Below are 18737 nucleotides of genomic sequence, written 5' to 3'. Positions count from 1 at the left end.
TTTAGGGGTTAGTGTTAAATATTTATTGTACTTATAATTCGAATTCCATTTTGGCGGCTTGTATTTCCTCTGAGTTTTCAAAATCTAAAACTCCTACAGCTAGATATTTACCTTTTGGCAATCTTTCTGGTATCGGGAAAATAAAGTCTCTAATTAATCCTGGTAAGATGGTAAATTTCTTTACGGTCAATCTTTCTTGTTCACCAGTTTCTAGGTTTGTTACATCTATATAAGAAGTACAATAGGCTATTCCGTCTCCTTTATTTTCAGAGACAATGGCTATTTTTTTAGATTTTTCATCATCATCTGAAACATAAAAATCTACGAATTCAACTTGATTGACATCTACATTAGGAGGGTTTTGATAAACAAAAACTCCAAAAGCATAAGTAGGAACAACTCCTAAGGCAACAGTACTTGCCGTTTTATTGGAAGGATCTAATCTTTTTCTTGCTTCTTGCAATTCTACCATGATAATACTCCAAGCAGCTTTTTTACCTTCGCTCGTATTAGGAACAGAAACGGTAAATTCAACTTTTCTTTTTTCTCTTGGTTTTAACTCAACAAAGGTAGGGGTTATATTTACCCATTTAGATAAAGAGTATTCTCCTTCACCGGCAGGTAAAAAAGCACTTTTACCTTTTCCGTTCATATTAAAGTCAAACATGTTTAAGTTGAAACTTTTAGAAACGGGTGTGTCATTATTTATAGTTATACTATATGTTTTTGACTCGCCTTGTTTTAAATCTAAATGAAAGTGCGCAGGTGATACGGAAACACCAACTGATTTTTTGGATGAGGAAACGCCAACACTTTTACTGGTTGCGTTATTTCGGTTTTGTCCTTGTATATGTAGACAAACAAATAGTAATAATACTATTTTTAATGTAGTTCTTTTTTTGTGCATTCTTAGGGGTATGTATAAACTTTGTTTTACCAAAATTATATAGACAAATATATTCTTTTTAATAGAAAAACAAAATGTTTTCAATGTTTTATTTGTAAAAAGGACATTTGTTTTTTCTACTTTTGTAAAAAAAGAAAATGTCTAGTCCAAAAACTCAAATTTCTATAGCGTATTTAAAGGGAGTAGGTCCTGCTAGGGGGCAACTTTTAGCTTCGGAATTAAAGTTACGTGAGATCAAAGATTTATTTGCATTTTTTCCTAATAGGTATATCGATAAGACAAAGTTTTACAAGGTAAATGAGTTAAATGAGAATTCTTCGGAAGTACAAATTATTGGTAAAATAATTGGTCTAACAACTGTCAAACAAAAGAATGGTTCTCGTTTGGTAGCTAAATTTGCCGATGCTACAGGGACAATAGAACTTGTTTGGTTTAAAGGTGCAAAATGGATCAAAGATTCTATTGTCTTAAATGAATTGTATGTAGTTTTTGGTAAAGTAAACGATTTCAAAGGCAAAAAAAGTATTGCGCATCCTGAATTGGAATTAAAATCTGTTTATGAAAGCGGAATAAAAAAAGCAATACAACCTATTTATCCATCTACTGAGAAGTTGTCCAACAGAGGTGTTTCTAACAGAGTAATGTCTAAAATTTTTGAAGAATTATTTTTAGCATATTATAGTCAAATTCCCGAATCATTAAGTCAAACAATTATTGAAAAACATGGACTGATTTCAAAAAAAGAAGCATTGTTGCATATTCATTTCCCTAAAAATCAGGAAATGTTAACCAAAGCAAGTAATCGCCTTAAGTTTGAAGAGCTATTTTTTATTCAGCTACAATTGGTTCGTAAAAAAGTGGTTCGCAAAAATAAGATTGTAGGTTTTAAGTTTCCTGCAATCGGTGCTTTTTTCAACGATTTTTATAATTCTAAATTAAGTTTTGAGCTGACCGGTGCCCAAAAGCGAGTTTTAAAGGAAATTCGTAATGACATGCGTTCAGGAACACATATGAATAGATTGTTGCAAGGAGATGTGGGCTCAGGTAAAACAATTGTAGCCTTGTTAACTATGCTAATGGCTATTGATAATGGTTTTCAAGCAGCGCTAATTGCCCCGACTTCTATTTTAGCAAATCAGCATTTCACTTCTATTAACGCTAGTTTAGATGGCATGGGGATTAAAGTGTCCTTATTAACAGGTTCCTCAAAAGTGAAAGAAAGAAAAGAGATTCATGCAGGCTTAGAGGATGGAACATTGCACATATTAATTGGAACACATGCCATTTTAGAAGATAAAGTAAAATTTAAAAATCTAGGTTTGTCTGTTATTGATGAACAACATCGATTTGGTGTTGCGCAACGAATGAAGATGTGGCTTAAAAACACAAATCCACCACATGTATTGGTCATGACCGCCACTCCTATCCCAAGAACATTAGCTATGAGTGTGTATGGCGATTTGGATATTTCGGTAATTGACGAATTGCCTCCAGGTAGAAAAGAAATTCAAACCGTACATAGATATGACAAGAATAGGTTGGCTGTTTTTAAGTTTATGAGGGATGAAATTGAAAAAGGTAGACAAGTATATATTGTGTACCCATTGATTGAAGGATCAGAAAAAATGGATTATAAAGATTTGATGGATGGTTACGAAAGTATTGTTAGAGAATTTCCTTCACCAAAATATCAATTAAGCATCGTTCATGGTAAAATGAAACCTGTAGATAAAGATTTTGAAATGGATCGGTTTGTACGAGGTGATACCCAAATAATGGTGGCAACTACGGTGATAGAAGTAGGAGTAAACGTGCCAAATGCTAGTATTATGATTGTAGAGAGTGCGGAGAGGTTTGGACTTTCACAATTACATCAATTAAGAGGTAGAGTAGGAAGAGGTGCAGAGCAAAGTTATTGTGTTTTAATGACAAGTTTTAAATTGTCACAAGATGCAAAAACGCGTTTGGAAACAATGGTGACCACATCTGACGGTTTTAAAATTGCAGAAGTGGATCTTAAGCTGAGAGGTCCAGGAAATATCATGGGAACTCAACAGAGTGGCGTATTAAATTTAAGAATTGCCGACATCTCTAAAGACGGGCCTTTATTAGAGGCTGCTAGACAAGAAGCACATAGTTTGCTGTCGGAAGATCCGAATTTATTGAAACAAGAAAATGCACCTTTGGCAAAAGCATATCAAGAAATAGCTAAGAATACGAGTATTTGGGCAAATATCAGTTAGCTTTTTTTGAACTTATTTAGAATATTTTCTAAACTAAATACGGCCTTTTTTTCAGGGTTTTCGTGGTAGTTATTGCCATAGTTTCCATAACCGTAACCATAACCATATCCGTAGCCATATCCGTAGCCATAACCATATTTTCCGCCAACTTTAAAATCGTTTAATACATATCCGATATTTTTAACTTCACCATTTACGTATTTGTCATCAATCATTTTCATCATTCCTTTTTTAGAATAACTTTGTCTAATAACATAGATATTGGCATCGGCGTATTTAAATAATTCAAGAGCATCTGATACCAGACCTACGGGTGGTGTATCAATAATGATATAATCATATTCTCGCTTTAGATTTGCAATCATAAGCTCTGTGTTTTTACTTAGGATTAATTCTGAAGGGTTTGGAGGTATTGGTCCTGAGATGATTAGGTCGAGATTTGGTATTTTAGTGTTATGGGTAACTTCCTTAATTGTTTTTTGTCCAATCAAATGATTGACAATTCCATTGTCATTTTTTAAATCAAAATCTCCAAATATTTTTGGTTTCCTAAGATCGAGTCCAATTAAAATTGTTTTTTTACCACTAAGTGCTAAAACGGTGGCCATGTTTATGGAAACCATGGTTTTTCCTTCTCCACTTACAGAAGATGTTAAAACAATGGTTCTATTTTTTATGGTATTGTTGTCGAATAAAAATTGAATATTTGAACGTAAGGCTCTAAAGGATTCGGCAACTGAAGACTTTGGTTTTTCAAAGACGGCCAAATTAGATCCTGATGTATTTCTTCCTACAACGCCTAAAACAGGTATTTTATAAAGACTTTCAATTTGTTCGACCGTCATAATATTATCGTCTAACAATTGCTTAACAGTAATGTAAAACAATGGTATAACTAGAGATAAAAGTACTGCGACCAGGTAATTAAATGCCGTTTTTGGTTTGGAAGATCCTTGACCGGTGTCTTTGGCTTCATCAATGACTTTTATTTCAGAAACATTGGCTGCAATTGCCGTACCAGCTTCGTAGCTTTTTTGTTTTAGGTAACTGTAATTAATTTCAGTTTGTGTATAACTTCTTTGAAATTTAATTAATTCTTGTTCTAGCTTAGGAATCTTTTTTAATTCATAAGTAGCTCTATTCAAATTTTTGTTAACCTCGTTTAAATCTTTTTTTAATTTAGTTTTTAAGGACGTTAATTTTTTGTAGATAATATCTTTAGTAGATTTAATTCTACTGGTTATATCTATCATTTCTGGATGTCGGAATGTTACGCCTTCAGATTCTAAGGTGTTTTTTAATAGTGTTAAAGTTACCAGTTCATTTAGGCTACTACTTACTTGTGGAGCGTCAAATCCAACAGTTGTAGCAACCGGAATACTATTTCCTTCAATATTATGAGAATTTATAAAAAACAATAAGTTATCTGCATAATCTATTTTTCTTTTTAAATTAAGAATCTCTTCGTCGTATGAGTTAATTTTGTTGAAGATTAACTGTCCCTCAGTATCTACGTTGTAAATATTGTTAGAATCCTTGAATTTTGAAATCTTCTTCTCAATATCTAAAAGTTTATTTTCCTCTCTTTTAAAAATCGTGTCTATGTAATTTTTAGATCGGACTGCGTAGGCAATTTTGGCCTTTTTTTGATCTTCACCTAAAACAGAAATTGAAGTCTTTAAATAATCTACTAAGCGAGCTTTGTTAGACCCCGTTAATGAGAGTTCTAAAATAGAAGTTCCAGATTTGTAATTAGAGATGGAAATTCCTTCGAATTTACTAACGGTTGAGTTTAATGTCTTAAAACGAATGAAATATTCCTTTGAAGTTTCAAAATCATGCAACTTGTTTAATTTGAAATTGCAAAAAGGAGTAATTATGTTTTCGGAAACATCAAATGTTTCGTCGTAAATTAGTTTTTGAGGTGTAAATCTTAGTTGATTAAATTTTGCGTAATTGATTAATTTTCGAGATTTTGTTTCGTCTTCAAAATCTACGTGTATGTTAACTTTATTGTTTTTAGTAAATTTGATTTTAATAGGGTGAGACAAAAGTTGATAGTTGTTGGTGTCAATTTCTACGTTAAAAGGAACTGCTCCATAAACATCTTCCATTCTATATCTTCCTTCTACTAAGTACTCAATATAAAATTGCAATAACTTAACAACTTTTTCATTATGTGTTCTCGACTTAAAGTGTTCTTTAATAATTTCAACAGCGTTACTTTCTCCTCCCCAATTAAAAGCAATGTTTGTACTAGAGGAGAACAAAGGGTTTTGCTCGTCTTCAGTAGTAATTAAGGTATCTATGGTATACGATTTTTCTTCATAACCATTTTTAAATTTAGCAATACTTAAAGCAATGATAAGTGAAATAACGAATAATTTCCAATAACTAATTATTTTAAAGAAAAATTCCTTTAAATTAATGGTTGGAAGCTCGTTTGAATTTATTGCTTTGTTATTTTTTTGCATCTATTTAAATTATAGAGTTTTGATCAATAAATATGTTGTCGTAATTACCGCAAATACTGATGAAAAGGTTTGAAAAGCATCTATTCCGGTAGTTCCAAGTCCCCAAGATTTTCGCTTGAATGGCTTAACATATATAATATCATTTGGTAAAATATTGAAAACTTTTGAATCAAATAGGTCTATTTGAGTAAGGTCAATTGTATATTTTTTTATACCATCAAATTCTTTACGTAAGACCTCTATTTGTTTGTTGTTTCCTGAAGACAAAATACCGCCAGATTTTGAAATAACTTCAATGATATTTACTTCGTTTTGAGTCAAAGTCTGAGTTCCTGGTTGTTTAACTTCTCCCAAAATAGTGTATTTAATACCACTCAATTTAACCTTTACGAATATTTTATTAGAGTGAGAAATGTATTTTTTTAGCTCTATTTCTATTTTCTCTCGAACTTCTTTTGTTGTGTAGCCTAAAACGTTAATATCTCCAATGTACGGAATTCTAATATTTCCATGTTGGTCAATGGAATAGCCAGAATAATATGAAGTCGAAGCATTGGTTTGATCGATAGTCGTATTGGTATTTTTGAATAAGGCTACTAATTTTGAGTTTTCGGAAACAATTTCGATGTTTATTATATCGTTGACTTCTAACTTGTAAGGCGTGTTATTTAGTTTGTAGATGTTTTCTTTCGTCATGGGTTCCCCCTGAAAATAAACCAAATCTTTATGAGGGACACAGGATGCGAAAATTATGACAATTAAAGTCCAGAAAAATGAGTTGTTCATTTAGGATGAATTTGATTTAACAGCAAATATAATTTTTATTGTTTTACAAACAATAAAAATCGACTACTTTCGCTTTATTAATCAGACAATAGTATGTTTCAAATAGTTGTAAAATACCTATCATTTTTAAAAAAATCCACAAATGAGCATGGGGTGCATTCTCCTTTTGTATATGAATTGATTACGAAATGTTTGTATGAAAAAAATAAGGTTGAAGAAATAGGGTTTTATTCAGATGTGTTAAATCGCTTGAAAAAATCTAAAGAAAAAATTGAAGTAACCGATTTTGGGAAAGGATCTAAAGTTTTTAAAACAAATTATAGAGAGGTTGCAAAAATCGCAAAAGTAGCTTCTATAAAAAAGAAAAATGCCTTAATGCTTATGAGGTTGGTCAAATATTTAGAAATAAATACGACTCTGGAAATAGGAACTTCCTTGGGTGTGGGAACTAGTTGTTTGGCGAAAGCTAATTTAAAAGGAGAGGTGGTCTCCGTTGAAGGCTGTCCGAATACAGCTGCCATGGCTCAAAATCAATTTGATTATTTTAAACTAAAAAACATCAACTTATTGACGGGAGAATTCTCAAAAGTATTGCCAGAATTGGTTGAAGATAAAAAGTATGATTTGATTTATTTCGATGGAAATCATACCAAAAAAGCAACATTAGAGTACTTCAAACTGTGTTTACCTTCGATTCATAACAATACAGTGTTTATTTTTGATGATATTCACTGGAGTGATGAAATGGATGAGGCTTGGGAAGAAATAAAGAAACACGAACAGGTAAAAGTAACGTTAGACACTTTTCAATGGGGATTGGTGTTTTTCAGAAAAGAACAGGTAAAAGAACATTTTGTAATACGCGTTTAATTGAGAGAAGAATGAAGATTTATACAAAAACAGGTGATTTGGGTACAACAGGTTTGTACGGGGGGAATAGAGTATCTAAAAATCACTTAAGAATTGAAGCTTACGGAACTATAGATGAATTGAATTCGTATATCGGTTTGATAAGAGATCAGAAAATAGATAAAGCAAGTTTTGAATCTTTGGTTAAAATTCAAAAGGAATTATTTGATGTTGGGGCTATTTTGGCAACACCATATGATAAGATGCTTTTAAAAAATGGTGAAAACCGATTAGAAACTCAGCAAATTAAGGAAGAACTTATTTTGTATTTGGAAAATGAAATAGACGTAATGAATGAAATTTTGGAGCCGATGACTCATTTTGTTTTGCCAGGTGGTCATACTACGGTGTCATATTGTCATATTGCACGTTGTATTTGTAGAAGAGCCGAACGCTTAACAGTGACGTTAAATGAAGAAGTAGGAGTGGATTTGGGTGTTTTAAAGTATTTAAACCGACTTTCTGACTACTTATTTGTGTTGGCACGGAAGTTGACTTTTGATTGTAAAGCCAAGGAAATCAAATGGATTCCCTAAGGTTTTAGATAAAGTTCTTTAGATTTCATGAAAAAACAAAAAAAGACTTGGTTTTCTGCTAAAAAAAATTATTTTTGCAAAAAACAAAACAATTTTTAAACATGTACTGGACATTAGAATTAGCATCGTATTTAGCAGACGCACCATGGCCTGCAACAAAAGACGAATTGATAGATTACGCAATTAGAACAGGAGCACCTCTTGAAGTAGTTGAAAATTTACAAAGCATGGAGGATGAAGGAGATGCATACGACTCAATTGTTGAAATATGGCCAGATTATCCTACCGAAGAAGATTATTTTTGGAACGAGGATGAATATTAAAAAAAAACTATTTAAAACACAAAAAAAGTCTCTATTGAGGCTTTTTTTTTGTGTATTTTTGAAATGATATAAATAAATAATTATGAGTATACTAAATTCTGTCCTGAAGATTTTTGTAGGAGACAAACAGAAAAAAGATTTAAAACTATTACAACCGATTGTAGATAAAGTCCGTGCTTTTGAAAAAGAGATGAATACGCTATCCATTGATGATTTGCGTTTGAAAACTGCGGAGTTTAAAAATAAATTAAATGTTGCAACTGCACCTTTTAATGAAAAAATTGCAGCCTTAGAGGAAGAAGCTAAAACGGCACATATTGATCGAAAAGAAGAGATTTATACCGAAATTGATGCTTTAAAAGATGCATCTTATGCTGCGTCTGAAGCTGTGCTTGAAGAAATTATGCCCGAAGCTTTTGCGGTGGTAAAAGAAACGGCAAAACGATTTACTGAAAATTCAAGTATTGAAGTAACAGCAACTGCATTTGATAGAGAGCTGTCTGCAAATAAAGAATACATTTCTTTAGAAGGAGACAAAGCTATTTGGCAAAATTCATGGGATGCTTCAGGAACTCCTGTTACTTGGGCAATGGTTCATTACGATGTTCAGCTGATAGGTGGTTCTGTTTTGCATAAAGGTAAAATTGCAGAAATGATGACAGGGGAAGGAAAGACCTTAGTAGCTACCTTGCCAATTTATTTAAATGCCCTAACAGGAAATGGAGTTCACGTTGTAACGGTAAATGATTATTTAGCAAAACGTGATGCTGCTTGGATGGGACCTATTTGGGAATTCCATGGTTTGAGTGTAGATTGTATCGATCATCACCAACCAAATTCAGAAGAAAGAAGAAAAGCTTATAACTCAGATATTACTTATGGAACAAATAACGAATTTGGTTTTGATTATTTGAGAGATAATATGGCACATTCACAAAAAGATTTGGTACAAAGAGCACCAAATTATGCCATTGTGGATGAGGTGGATTCAGTATTGATTGATGACGCGAGAACTCCGTTAATTATTTCTGGAGCTGTTCCAGAAGGAGACCGTCATGAGTTTAATGAATTGAAACCTAAAATTGATGCAATTGAAAAAATTCAGCGTCAATATTTGGTAGGAGTTTTGGCAGAAGCTAAAAAGTTGATAAAAGAAGGAAATACTGAAGAAGGTAGTCTGCTTTTATTACGTGTTTATAGAGGTCTTCCTAAAAATAAAGCCTTGATTAAATTCTTGAGTCAAGAAGGAGTAAAACAATTACTTCAAAAGACTGAGAATTCTTATATGGCGGACAATAATAGAGAAATGCCTAAGGTAGACAAGGAGTTGTATTTTGTCATCGAAGAAAAAAACAACTCTATTGAATTGACAGAAAAAGGGATTGCCCACTTATCTGGAGATGGAGATAAAGACTTCTTTTTATTACCAGACATTGGTGTAAAGATTGGCGAAATAGATAAGAGCGATGCCACTATGGAAGAAAAAGTTTCTCAAAAGGAAGAACTTTACAGAGAGTATAGTATCAAAAGCGAAAGAATTCATACCCTAAATCAGTTATTAAAAGCCTACACTTTGTTTGAAAAAGACAAAGAGTATGTGGTCATGGACAACAAAGTAAAAATTGTTGATGAGCAAACTGGGCGTATTATGGATGGTCGTCGTTATTCAGATGGTTTGCATCAAGCTATTGAAGCAAAAGAAAATGTAAAAATTGAAGCGGCTACACAAACCTTTGCAACTGTAACTTTACAGAACTATTTTAGAATGTACCGAAAGCTTTCTGGTATGACCGGAACAGCGATTACAGAAGAAGGTGAATTCTGGGAAATTTACAAATTGGATGTTGTTGAAATTCCAACAAACAGACCGATGCAACGTGATGATAAAGAAGATTTAGTTTACAAAACAACACGTGAAAAATACAATGCCGTAATTGACGAAGTTACAAGATTGGTAAAAGAAGGAAGACCCGTACTTGTTGGTACTACTTCAGTTGAGATTTCTGAGTTGCTATCTAGAACCTTGTCAATGCGTAAAATAAAGCACAATGTATTGAATGCTAAATTGCACAAGCAAGAGGCTCAAATTGTGGCTGATGCAGGTAATTCTGGTATGGTAACTATTGCGACAAATATGGCGGGTCGTGGAACAGATATTAAATTATCTGAAGAAGTGAAAGCAGCAGGTGGTTTGGCAATTATAGGTACAGAACGTCATGACTCTCGTCGTGTAGATAGACAGTTAAGAGGTCGTGCTGGTCGTCAAGGAGATGTAGGTTCTTCTCAGTTTTATGTTTCTTTGGAAGATCATTTGATGCGTATTTTTGGTTCGGATAGAATTGCCAAAATGATGGATAGAATGGGACTTGAAGAAGGGGAAGTTATTCAGCATTCTATGATTTCTAAATCTATTGAAAGAGCTCAGAAAAAAGTAGAAGAAAATAATTTTGGTGTTCGTAAGCGTTTGTTAGAGTATGACGATATTATGAATGCACAAAGAGAAGTGGTTTACAAACGTCGTAGACATGCTTTGGATGGAAAACGTTTGCAAATTGATATTGTAAACATGGTTTATGATACCTGTGCAGCAATTGTTTCAGCAAACAAACCTACAGACGATTATACCAATTTTGAATTTGAATTGATTAGTTTTTCAGCAATGCCGTCACCTTTTACGGTTGAGGAGTTCAAAAAAATGCAAGAAGCTGAATTGATTGATAGTTTGTATAGCAAAGTGTATGCCTACTACCAAGAAAAATCAGTTAGAAATGCTGCTTCAGCATTTCCTGTAATTAAAGATGTTTTTGAAAATGAAGGCGATAAATACGAACGTATAGTCGTTCCTTTTACAGATGGAAAGAAGACGCTTCAAGTGGTTACAAACTTAAAAGAAGCTTATGAATCTGAAGGGACAGGCTTGGTCAATGATTTTGAAAAGAACATTACTTTAGCCATTATTGATGAGACTTGGAAAAATCATTTACGTAAAATGGATGAATTGAAACAGTCTGTACAAAATGCTTCTTATGAACAAAAAGATCCATTGTTAATTTACAAGTTTGAAGCTTTTGAGTTGTTTAAAGGAATGTTGGATAAGATCAATAGAGATGTTTTGTCATTTTTATTTAAAGGAGAACTTCCAAATCAGAATGCAAATCAAATTTCTGAAGCTCGCGAACAAAAACGTGAAAAGTTGCAATTAAGCAAGCCAGACGTTCAAAACACAAACGAAAGTCACAATACGCAAGAGCCAAAAGCTCCAGAAACAATAGTTCGAGAAGAACGTAAAATTGGTCGTAACGAACGCGTGACGATAAAAAATGTGATGAGTGGAGAAAATAAAGAAGTTAAATTTAAGCAAGCCATTCCTTTGTTAGATAAAGGCGACTGGGTTTTGGTTGAAGAGTAATTTCTAGAACATTTATAAATAAAAAAATCATCCAAATTATTGGATGATTTTTTTTGTCCTTGTTTTGATATATTGTCCATTAAATTTTAATGGATTGCGAAAGTTTTTTTTACTGTTTTATAAGCCGAAATTATTTCCTAAATTTAGAATTCACTTCTAAAGAAAATACGATGTATAATTCAAAAATAACAGGGCTTGGTTTTTATGTGCCAGAAAATGTAGTTACCAACCACGATTTGTCCAAATTTATGGACACCAATGATGAGTGGATACAAGAACGAACAGGAATCAAAGAGCGTAGATGGATCAAAGAAGGTTCTGGAGATTCTACTTCAGTTATGGGGGCAAAAGCTGCTCGTACCGCTTTAGAACGATCTGGATTAAAAAAAGAAGAAATTGACTTTATCGTATTCGCGACTTTAAGTCCGGATATGTATTTTCCAGGAGGTGGAGTGGAAGTTCAAGAACTATTAGGAATGGATACTATTGGGGCACTTGATGTGCGGAATCAATGTTCCGGATTTGTATATGCCATGTCTGTAGCCGATCAGTTTATAAAAACAGGAATGTATAAAAATATTTTGGTCATTGGTTCTGAAAATCATTCAGGAGGATTGGATAAAACAACCCGAGGAAGAAATGTATCGGTTATTTTTGGCGATGGAGCTGGTGCTGTTGTTTTAAGTAGAACGGAAGATTCAAATAAGGGGATATTATCAACACATTTGCATTCTGAAGGGAAACATGCAAAGGAATTGGTTTTAGAAGGTCCAAGTACGGCTAGGTGGGTACCTGAAATATTGGCTAATAACGATCCTAATGATGTATCTTATTATCCGTATATGAATGGTCAATTTGTTTTTAAACATGCCGTCACTCGTTTTTCTGAAGCTATTATTGAAGGTTTAGAAAAAAATAATTTGGAAGCAAGTGATATTGATTTATTAGTGCCGCATCAAGCCAATCTAAGAATCGCTCAATTTATTCAAAGAAAATTTAAATTGAACGATGACCAGGTATATAATAATATTATGAATTACGGGAATACCACTGCAGCTTCTGTAGTTATTGCTTTAAGTGAAGCTTGGGGAAAAGATAGAATAAAAGATGGAGATCTAGTCGTATTAGCTGCTTTTGGAAGTGGATTTACTTGGGGGTCTGTATTTATTCGCTGGTAGAGTTTTTTTTAAGACAAAATATTGATTTCTAGTACTTCGGTAGTAGAAATCAATATTATATCGTTTAACTTTTACTTGAACTTGTTTTCTTGTAAAATAAAACTTTCACCTAAATAAACTTTTCTTACGGTAGGATCATCTGCTAATTCCTGTGGAGTTCCTTCTTTTAAAATACCACCTTCGTACATTAAATAGGTTTTGTCAGTAATTGCTAGAGTTGCTTGTACATCGTGATCGGTAATTAAAATACCAATATTTCTGTTTTTTAATTGAGCAACAATACTCTGAATATCTTCAACAGCAATCGGATCTACTCCAGCAAAGGGCTCATCTAATAAAATAAATTTAGGGTCAGAAGCCAAACAACGTGCAATTTCAGTTCTACGACGTTCTCCTCCAGAAAGTAAGTCACCACGATTTTTTCGTACATGGCCTAAACTAAATTCTTCGATCAAAGATTCTAATTTTTCGTTTTCTTCAGCTTTTGTTCGTCCAGTAAATTGCAATACAGCACGAATGTTGTCTTCAACAGAAAGTTTTCTAAATACAGAAGCTTCTTGTGCTAAGTAACCAATTCCATGCTGTGCTCTTTTGTACATCGGAAATTCTGTAATTTCTTGATCGTCTAAGAAAATTTTACCATGATTTGGTTGGATCATACCAACAATCATATAAAAAGAAGTGGTTTTACCAGCACCATTAGGTCCTAATAAACCAATAATTTCTCCTTGATTTACTTCTAAAGAAATTCCTTTTACAACTTTTCTGTTTCCGTATAATTTTTGAATGTTTTCTGCTCGAAGCTTCATAGTGAATCTCTTGTTTTTTATCCTTGGTAAAACTAGCCTATTAATTTGAATGCAATTCTTTAAAAAAACATAAAACTAATTATTTATAGCCTTTTTCTTGTTTTTTTACAACGAACTTAGATACGTGTATACTTACTTCGTACAGAATTAAAATAGGAATAGATACAATAATTTGACTGGCAACATCTGGTGGTGTTATAATTGCTGATAAAAGCAAAACAACTACCAAGGCGTGCTTTCTGTATGTTTTTAAAAACTGTGGTGTGATTAAGCCTAATTTGGTTAAAAAGAAAATCAATACAGGAAGTTCAAAAACAACGGATACTCCTAAGATTGTATTTGTAACCATAGAAATATAAGAAGACAAGGTAAAGTTGTTTTGTATGGTATCCGTAATTTCAAAATGATAGAAGAAATAGACAGACATAGGTACAATTACATAAAAACTAAATAAGACACCTGTAAAAAATAGCACAGATGTAATAAATAAAAACCCTTTGGATTTACTTACTTCAGTTTCATGCAATCCTGGTGAGATAAATCGCCATAGTTCCCATAGAACATATGGAAATGCGATGATAAGTCCTAGGATTAAAGAAGACCAAATGGCATTCATTAATTGATTTGTTAAAGATAGACTTTGTAGTTTTTGAGGGAATTGAACGCCACAAAAATCGCTATCAACACCAATAAGTTTAAAAACATCACAAAACCACTGATAGGTAACAAAATCAGATTTTAAATGGGCTAATAAAAAATGATCATAGACCTCTGTTTTAAATACGAATAATACAATTCCGCAAATAAATATAGCAGCTGTAGATCTTACTAAATGCCATCTTAACTCTTCAAGATGTCCTAGAAATGACATTTGATTTTTTTCTTCGCTCATCTTTAAAATATTCCTTCTTTAATTAAATCATGTAAGTGTACAATACCTACATATTTTTCATCTTTATCTTGTACTAAAATTTGTGTAATTCCAAAATTCTCCAAAGTATTCAATGCGTCAATAGCCATGGCATTAGAGTTCATTGTTTTTGGTTTTTTAGACATGATATCTACGGCGGTTAAGCCTGCAATAGAATCGTTGTTTTCTAACATTCGTCTAACATCACCATCGGTAATCATACCAATAATTTTATCATTCTCTAAAACAGCTGTCGCACCTAATCGTTTGTTTGAAATTTCGATAATGACGTCCTTCACTTTGGTGTTTGGATAAACAATCGGTAAATCATTATTTTCAATCAAATCACTAACGCGTAAATATAAGCGTTTTCCTAAAGCACCACCAGGATGGTATTTGGCGAAATCTTTGCTAGAAAAATCTTTTAATTTTAACAGGCAAACGGCCAAGGCATCACCCATAACCAATTGTGCGGTAGTACTAGTAGTTGGTGCTAAATTATTCGGACAAGCTTCCATGTCTACATGGCAATTAATGGTAAAGTCGGAATTTGTTCCCAAAAAAGAATCCGGGTTCCCTGTAAGTGCAATTAATTTATTTCCGTAATTTTTAATAAGTGGCACTAAAACTTTTATTTCAGGAGTGTTTCCACTTTTAGAAATACAAATAACGGTATCTTCTGTTTGAATATTTCCCAAATCGCCATGAATGGCATCTGCAGCATGCATGAAAATTGCTGGAGTACCAGTAGAATTCATAGTTGCCACGATTTTTTGAGCTATAATAGCGCTTTTTCCGATCCCAGTTATAATGACTCTTCCTTTAGATTCGAAAATAAAATTCACTGCATTTTCGAAATCAGAATTGATTAATTTTTTTAAATTTTCAACCGCTTTGCTTTCTATATCAATAGTTTGTCTAGCGTATTCGAGAACTGTATTTGATTTTTTCAAAAATTATAATTTTTTAGAATAAAAAAAAGTGATACCTTTATTTGCAAATGTATCTAAAATTAGATTAAAATAGGTAATGAATAGAAAGGAAATTGACCTGTACGGTCCATTGAAAAAGTTTTTTGGTTTTTCAAAATTTAAAGGATTACAGGAACAAGTAATAAGGAGTGTGATTGAAGGTGAGAATGCTTTTGCAATTATGCCAACGGGTGGAGGTAAATCTTTATGTTACCAGTTGCCTGCATTGATGCAAGAGGGAACGGCAATTGTCATTTCGCCGCTCATCGCCTTGATGAAAAATCAGGTAGATGCTATTCGTGGTATTTCTGAAAACGACGGGGTAGCGCATGTGTTAAATTCTTCTTTGAATAAAGCTGAAATTGCCTTGGTAAAAAGTGACATCGTCAGCGGTGTGACGAAATTACTATACGTGGCTCCAGAATCGTTGATTAAGGAAGAATATGTTACTTTTTTGAAGGCTCAAAAAATTTCATTTGTAGCCATAGATGAGGCCCATTGTATTTCTGAATGGGGACACGATTTTAGACCAGAATACAGAAATTTAAAAGCGATTATCAAAAGTATTGATAATGTTCCAGTAATTGGTCTTACCGCTACGGCAACAGAGAAAGTACAGGAAGATATTTTAAAAACATTAGGTATTTCTGACGCTAGAACTTTTAAAGCTTCTTTTAATAGACCCAATCTTTTTTATGATGTTCGTCCAAAAACAAAAGATATTTACAGTGATATCATTCGTTTTGTAAAAGGCTATCAAGGAAAGTCTGGAGTTATTTATTGCTTAAGTAGAAAAAAAGTTGAAGAAGTTGCGCAAATACTGCAAGTTAACGGAATCAATGCATTGCCGTATCATGCAGGATTAGACGCAAAGACAAGAGCTAAACATCAGGACATGTTTTTGATGGAAGATACAGATGTCATTGTGGCAACCATTGCTTTTGGAATGGGAATTGATAAACCTGATGTTCGTTTTGTAATCCATCACGATATTCCAAAAAGTTTGGAAAGTTATTACCAAGAAACAGGAAGAGCCGGAAGAGATGATGGTGAAGGCTATTGTTTGGCTTATTATGCATACAAAGACATAGAGAAACTAGAGAAATTTATGGCTAGTAAGCCGGTTGCTGAACAGGAAATTGGGCATGCATTATTGCAAGAAGTTGTGGGGTATGCCGAAACGTCTATGAGTAGACGAAAGTATCTATTACATTATTTTGGAGAAGAATTTGATGAAGTAAATGGTTTGGGGGCGGATATGGATGATAATACCAGAACGCCAAAACCAAAAGTAGAAGCAGGAGTGGAAGTAAAACAACTTTTAGAAGTTGTAAGAGATACCAAAGAGAAATACAAGGCCAAAGATATTGTAGCAACATTAATTGGTAAAGAAAATGCTATGTTGACTTCTCATAAAACCCATGAACGTCCGTTTTTTGGAGTGGGAAAAGCACATAAAGCAAATTATTGGATGGCGCTTATCCGACAAACCTTAGTGGTTCATTTTATAAGAAAAGAAATTGAACAATACGGGGTTGTTAAATTAACAGACAAAGGAGCTGAATTTATAAAAAATCCTAAGTCGTTTATGATGACTGCAGATCACGTGTACTCTGAAACAGAGCAAGTAGGCGACGGAGTTGTTAACAATCGTCAAACAGGAGGGGTTAGTGACCAAAAGCTTATGCTTATCTTAAAAGATTTGAGAAAGAAAATGGCGAAGAAAAAAGGAGTTCCTCCTTTTGCTATTTTTCAAGATCCATCTTTGGAGGCCATGGCATTAAGATACCCTATTTCTATAGAAGAATTGTCCAATGTACATGGTGTAGGAGATGGAAAAGCTAAGAAATTTGGAAAAGAATTTGTGGCATTGATAGCTTCTTATGTAAAAGAGAATGATATCACTCGTCCAGATGATTTAATTGTAAAAGGAACCGGTGTAAAGTCTGGATTGAAGTTGTATATTATTCAAAATACAGATCGAAAATTATCGCTGCAAGATATTGCAAGCTCTAAAGGATTGGAGATGGGAGAGCTGATCAAAGAGATTGAAACCATTGTCTATTCAGGAACTAAATTAGATATTTCTTATTGCGTTGATGAAGTATTTGACGAAGAGCAACAAGAAGAAATTATAGATTATTTTATGGATGCTGAAACTGATGATATTCAAGAGGCATTGGATGAATTTGATGGGGATTATGAAGAGGAAGATTTGCGATTGATGCGAATTAAATTCATGAGTGATGTTGGAAACTAACAAAAATATTTGAAGGAATATAAAAGAGAGTTGGTGACGCCAACTCTCTTTTTATTTACGGTAAATTAGTGTAGAATTAGCCTTTTTTTTAAGTGAAAATTATTGCAAAAAAACTATCTTAGTGCTTGACTTGAATTTAAGGAATTACAAAAAAAAGAGAGGGATGAATGAGCAGCAAAAAATCACTTTAGAAGAGATTGAAAAATCCAAAACTTCTGAAGAATTAAAAAATATAATAAAAAGTAAAGGAGGAAAGTTTAAAAAAATAATTAAAACAGTTGAGTACGAATCTGAACTAAAAAAATTGCAAATAGAACTTGTAAAACTTCAAAATTGGATTTCAAAAAATAACAAACGTGTTGCTGTAATTTTTGAAGGAAGAGATGCAGCAGGGAAAGGTGGCGCAATTCGACGTTTTATGGAGCATTTAAATCCAAGATCCTCAAGATTAGTAGCGTTGAATAAACCTACCGAAATTCAACGAGGGCAATGGTATTTTATGAGATACATTAAGGAATTGCCCAATCCAGGTGAAATTGTGTTTTACGATAGAAGTTGGTACAATAGAGCTGTAGTCGAACCTGTAATGGGGTTTTGTACGACAGATGAATACAATGAATTTATGTCGCAAGTACCCGAGTTTGAGCACATGCTTTATGAAGATGGCTTGATCATTATTAAATTTTGGTTATCTATTTCAAAAGATGAACAGCAAAAACGTTTTAATTCAAGAATGAAAAATCCTTTAAAGCGCTGGAAATTTAGTCCCGTTGATAAAAAAGGACAAGAGTTGTGGGATAAATATTCCTTGTATAAAGATAGAATGTACAGTAAAACCCACACGAGTTACAGTCCCTGGGTTATCGTAAAAACCAATGACAAAGAAGTGGCTCGATTAGAATGTATCAGATATGTACTTTCTAAGTTTGATTATGAAGGTAAGGAAGAAGCAAATGCAAACTTATTTCCAGATCCAAATGTAATTATGCACTATTTTCGTTCATCTCATCAAATAGATTAAT

The 18737-nt window shown here is 33.1% G+C and carries 14 protein-coding genes; 8 read left to right on the top strand and 6 right to left on the bottom strand.

The genetic code is table 11. The annotated features are described in order from the left end of the window. Nucleotides 1-31 precede the first annotated feature (31 nt). On the bottom strand, nucleotides 32-907 hold the full coding sequence (locus FGM02_RS09835; protein ID WP_139958192.1) for a WxL protein peptidoglycan domain-containing protein: 876 nt from the start codon (nucleotides 905-907) through the stop codon (nucleotides 32-34). 137 nt (nucleotides 908-1044) lie between these two features. On the opposite strand from FGM02_RS09835, the gene recG reads away from it, so the two are divergent. After that, nucleotides 1045-3150, top strand: a complete 2106-nt coding sequence (recG, locus tag FGM02_RS09830; protein ID WP_139958191.1) for an ATP-dependent DNA helicase RecG — start codon at nucleotides 1045-1047, stop codon at nucleotides 3148-3150. On the opposite strand, the gene FGM02_RS09825 is transcribed toward recG, so the two are convergent. Both FGM02_RS09825 and FGM02_RS09820 read right to left on the bottom strand, forming a co-directional pair. Then, entirely contained in the window at nucleotides 3147-5624 is a 2478-nt protein-coding gene (locus FGM02_RS09825) for an exopolysaccharide transport family protein (RefSeq protein WP_139958190.1), read from the bottom strand. The two genes, recG and FGM02_RS09825, sit on opposite strands and share 4 nt — an antisense overlap. A 9-nt stretch (nucleotides 5625-5633) precedes the next feature. Continuing rightward, nucleotides 5634-6410, bottom strand: a complete 777-nt coding sequence (locus FGM02_RS09820; protein WP_139958189.1) for a polysaccharide biosynthesis/export family protein — start codon at nucleotides 6408-6410, stop codon at nucleotides 5634-5636. A gap of 93 nt (nucleotides 6411-6503) precedes the next feature. Between FGM02_RS09820 and FGM02_RS09815 the strand changes: the two genes are divergently transcribed. The 5 genes from FGM02_RS09815 (at nucleotide 6504) to FGM02_RS09795 (ending at nucleotide 12765) form a co-directional block, all read left to right on the top strand. Further along, nucleotides 6504-7280: an O-methyltransferase gene (locus tag FGM02_RS09815; protein ID WP_139958188.1), complete on the top strand. Its 777-nt coding sequence runs from the start codon at nucleotides 6504-6506 to the stop codon at nucleotides 7278-7280. Between the two features lie 11 nt (nucleotides 7281-7291). Beyond that, on the top strand, nucleotides 7292-7855 hold the full coding sequence (locus tag FGM02_RS09810) for a cob(I)yrinic acid a,c-diamide adenosyltransferase (RefSeq protein WP_139958187.1): 564 nt from the start codon (nucleotides 7292-7294) through the stop codon (nucleotides 7853-7855). A 101-nt stretch (nucleotides 7856-7956) separates the two neighbouring features. After that, nucleotides 7957-8178 carry a DUF2795 domain-containing protein gene (locus FGM02_RS09805; protein WP_139958186.1) on the top strand — a complete coding sequence of 74 codons (222 nt, stop codon included), beginning with the start codon at nucleotides 7957-7959 and terminating at the stop codon, nucleotides 8176-8178. Nucleotides 8179-8260: 82 nt separating this feature from the next. Continuing rightward, nucleotides 8261-11587 (top strand): preprotein translocase subunit SecA, encoded by a 3327-nt coding sequence (gene secA / locus FGM02_RS09800; RefSeq protein WP_139958185.1) that lies wholly within the window; start codon nucleotides 8261-8263, stop codon nucleotides 11585-11587. A 170-nt stretch (nucleotides 11588-11757) separates the two neighbouring features. Then, nucleotides 11758-12765 carry a 3-oxoacyl-ACP synthase III family protein gene (locus tag FGM02_RS09795; RefSeq protein WP_139958184.1) on the top strand — a complete coding sequence of 336 codons (1008 nt, stop codon included), beginning with the start codon at nucleotides 11758-11760 and terminating at the stop codon, nucleotides 12763-12765. A 71-nt stretch (nucleotides 12766-12836) separates the two neighbouring features. Here FGM02_RS09795 and lptB read toward each other — a convergent pair whose 3' ends face one another. The 3 genes from lptB to FGM02_RS09780 form a co-directional block, all read right to left on the bottom strand. Then, nucleotides 12837-13574 carry an LPS export ABC transporter ATP-binding protein gene (gene lptB, locus FGM02_RS09790; protein WP_139958183.1) on the bottom strand — a complete coding sequence of 246 codons (738 nt, stop codon included), beginning with the start codon at nucleotides 13572-13574 and terminating at the stop codon, nucleotides 12837-12839. A gap of 79 nt (nucleotides 13575-13653) precedes the next feature. Continuing rightward, nucleotides 13654-14466, bottom strand: a complete 813-nt coding sequence (gene tatC / locus FGM02_RS09785; RefSeq protein ID WP_139958182.1) for a twin-arginine translocase subunit TatC — start codon at nucleotides 14464-14466, stop codon at nucleotides 13654-13656. Nucleotides 14467-14468: 2 nt separating this feature from the next. Then, a complete protein-coding gene (locus tag FGM02_RS09780; protein WP_139958181.1) occupies nucleotides 14469-15437 on the bottom strand; it encodes a KpsF/GutQ family sugar-phosphate isomerase in 969 nt (322 codons plus the stop codon). Between the two features lie 76 nt (nucleotides 15438-15513). Here FGM02_RS09780 and FGM02_RS09775 point away from each other — a divergent pair, with 76 nt between their 5' ends. Continuing rightward, the gene (locus FGM02_RS09775; protein WP_208021497.1) at nucleotides 15514-17715 is read left to right on the top strand and encodes an ATP-dependent DNA helicase RecQ; all 2202 of its coding nucleotides are present in this window, start codon (nucleotides 15514-15516) and stop codon (nucleotides 17713-17715) included. A 163-nt stretch (nucleotides 17716-17878) separates the two neighbouring features. Beyond that, nucleotides 17879-18736, top strand: a complete 858-nt coding sequence (ppk2, locus tag FGM02_RS09770) for a polyphosphate kinase 2 (protein WP_139958180.1) — start codon at nucleotides 17879-17881, stop codon at nucleotides 18734-18736. Nucleotide 18737 lies beyond the last annotated feature (1 nt).

It is taken from the genome of Flavicella sediminum (assembly GCF_006381105.1).
Classification (GTDB): domain Bacteria; phylum Bacteroidota; class Bacteroidia; order Flavobacteriales; family Flavobacteriaceae; genus Flavicella; species Flavicella sediminum.
This window is presented reverse-complemented; position numbering and strand designations above follow the sequence as displayed.